Annotated in this window: 2 protein-coding genes; both read right to left on the bottom strand. The window is 55.2% G+C overall.

What is annotated here, in order from left to right; genetic code table 11:
• Nucleotides 1-130 precede the first annotated feature (130 nt).
• Nucleotides 131-337, bottom strand: a complete 207-nt coding sequence (locus A6R74_RS17635; RefSeq protein WP_064234423.1) for a cold-shock protein — start codon at nucleotides 335-337, stop codon at nucleotides 131-133.
• Between the two features lie 204 nt (nucleotides 338-541).
• A complete protein-coding gene (locus A6R74_RS17630; RefSeq protein WP_064234422.1) occupies nucleotides 542-2218 on the bottom strand; it encodes a GMC family oxidoreductase in 1677 nt (558 codons plus the stop codon).
• Nucleotides 2219-2375 lie beyond the last annotated feature (157 nt).

Genomic DNA, 2375 nt, shown 5'->3' with positions numbered 1-2375 from the left:
GTGTGAGGTGTGAGGTGTGAGGTAAGTATATATTTGCCTGTTCATATAGACACAAAGAACCCCGCGCTTGGCGGGGTTCTTTGATCAATCAACGCTAGGCGGTGATTGCTAACATGTCAGTGCGCAGAAATTAATCAACGACTTTGATGTTAGAAGCTTGAAGGCCTTTTTGACCCTGAGTGACGTCGAAGGAAACCTTCTGGCCGTCTTGCAGGGATTTGAAGCCTTCTGCCTGAATTTCTGAGAAATGCGCGAACAGATCGTCGCCATTGTCGTCAGGAGAAATAAAGCCGAAACCTTTAGTGTCGTTAAACCACTTAACGGTACCAGTTGCCATAATCAAAATCCTCAATGTTGCTAATTAAACCGGGAAATACCCGAATTACAGTGGGTATAACAAGAGACTTTCACCAGATTTAACGCTAGAGGCGCTTCTATACTGCTGACAACGTTCGACTTGCTAACCAACTGCCCACATTTTGCGCTTAACCACCCACCCACGTCAACACCCCCTAACAATGCTGATAAATAACGCTTATTGCTAAGTGCTGCCGGAAACGTCATGGCACTCAGCCAGCATCCACCCGGCAGCCTTCTCCGCAATCATCAGCGTAGGCGAATTGGTGTTACCACTGGTGATGGTTGGCATAACGCTCGCATCGGCCACTCTCAAGCCGCTAATGCCGTGCACCCGCAAGCGCGCATCGACCACCGCCATGGCATCATCCTCGCGGCCCATTCGCGCGGTGCCCACTGGGTGGAAAATAGTCGTGCCAATATCCCCGGCCAGCCGGGCTAGCTCATCGTCACTTTGGTACTCGACACCGGGCTTGACCTCTTCCGGCGCGTATTTGGCAAACGCAGGCTGCTCCGCGATGCGCCGGGTTACCCGCAGTGAATCCGCCGCCACTTTGCGATCCTCTGGGGTGCTCAGGTAGTTAGGCGAAATCGCCGGGGCCTGGCGCGGGTCGCGGCTTTTAAGCCGCACCGTGCCCCGGCTGGTAGGGTTCAAATTACACACGCTGGCAGTAATCGCCGGATAAGGGTGTAACGGCTGTCCAAAGGCTTCCAGGCTTAGCGGCTGCACGTGGTACTGAATATTGGGGTGCGGCTGATCCTGGGTACTGCGGGTAAATGCGCCCAACTGCGAAGGCGCCATACTCATCGGCCCCGAGCGTTTAAGCAGGTACTCAAGGCCAATTCCCGCCTTACCCCACAGCGTACTGGCCATGGCATTGAGGGTTTTGCCATTGGTGATGCGATATATCGAGCGAATCTGCAGGTGATCCTGCAGGTTCTCGCCCACCCCCGGCAGTTCATGGACGACCTCAACGCCATGTTCGTGCAACAGTTCGGTCGACCCTACACCAGAAAGTTGTAACAGGTGTGGCGTGCCAATCGCTCCCGCGCACAGCACTACTTCCTTGCTCGCCGCAACGCGAAGGGGGTTGCCCTCACGCTCTACCTCCACGCCTGTGCATTGCAGTGTGTCTGCGCGGTTTGCAAACAGCAGGCGATTTACTTGAGTGGAGTGCCATAGCGTCAGGTTGTCGCGTTTGAGTGCGGGGCGCAAAAATGCCTTGGCGGTATTCCAGCGCCAGCCCGAGCGCTGATTAACCTCAAAGTAGGCAACGCCTTCATTAGAGCCGCGGTTAAAATCGTCGCTGCGGGGTATGCCCGCTTGCACGGCAGCTTCGGCAAAGTCATCCAGCACCTGCCACTTGAGGCGCTGCTTTTCGATTCGCCATTCACCGCCGTGACCATGAAAATCCTGGTGTTTCGCATCGGCATCGCCGCCCTCATCCAGGCGGTAATGGTCTTCATGTTTGATAAAGTCGGGTAAACAGTTCTCCCAGCGCCAGGCATCGTCTCCAGTGACTTCGGCCCAGTGGTCGTAGTCCCGCGCCTGGCCGCGCATGTAGATCATGCCATTAATGCTTGAGCAGCCGCCCAGGGTTTTACCCCGTGGGTAGATCAAAGAACGTCCGTTGAGTCCTTTGTCTGGCTCGGTGCGAAACAGCCAATCGGTACGCGGGTTATTAATGCAGTAGAGATAGCCCACCGGGATATGGATCCAGTGGTAGTTATCGCGACCGCCCGCTTCGATCAACAGCACATTGTTGTTAGGGTTGGCGCTGAGTCGGTTAGCCAGCAGGCACCCGGCGGTGCCTGCTCCTACCACGATATAGTCAAAATTATTATTAGTTGCCGATGGCATGCGTTGGCTCCCATAACGTGTAGGCGTTACTTCGCCGTGGGCATCACAAACTCAGCACCTGCGTCGATGGAGTCTGACCAGCGCTGCATGATGGATTTCTGTTTGGTGTAGAAGCGTACACCCTCTTCGCCATAAGCGTGGGTGTCGCCAAACAGCG

This window comes from Halomonas sp. ALS9 (assembly GCF_001651035.1).
Taxonomy (GTDB): Bacteria; Pseudomonadota; Gammaproteobacteria; order Pseudomonadales; family Halomonadaceae; genus Vreelandella.
Note: the sequence above shows the minus strand (reverse complement) of the source record. Positions and strands in the feature narration are given on the sequence as shown.

Excerpts from the sequence above, each read along its gene's own strand:
- A6R74_RS17630 (WP_064234422.1), bottom strand. The coding sequence starts at position 2,218 with ATGCCATCGGCAACTAATAATAATTTTGACTATATCGTGGTAGGAGCA.
- A6R74_RS17635 (WP_064234423.1), bottom strand. The coding sequence starts at position 337 with ATGGCAACTGGTACCGTTAAGTGGTTTAACGACACTAAAGGTTTCGGC.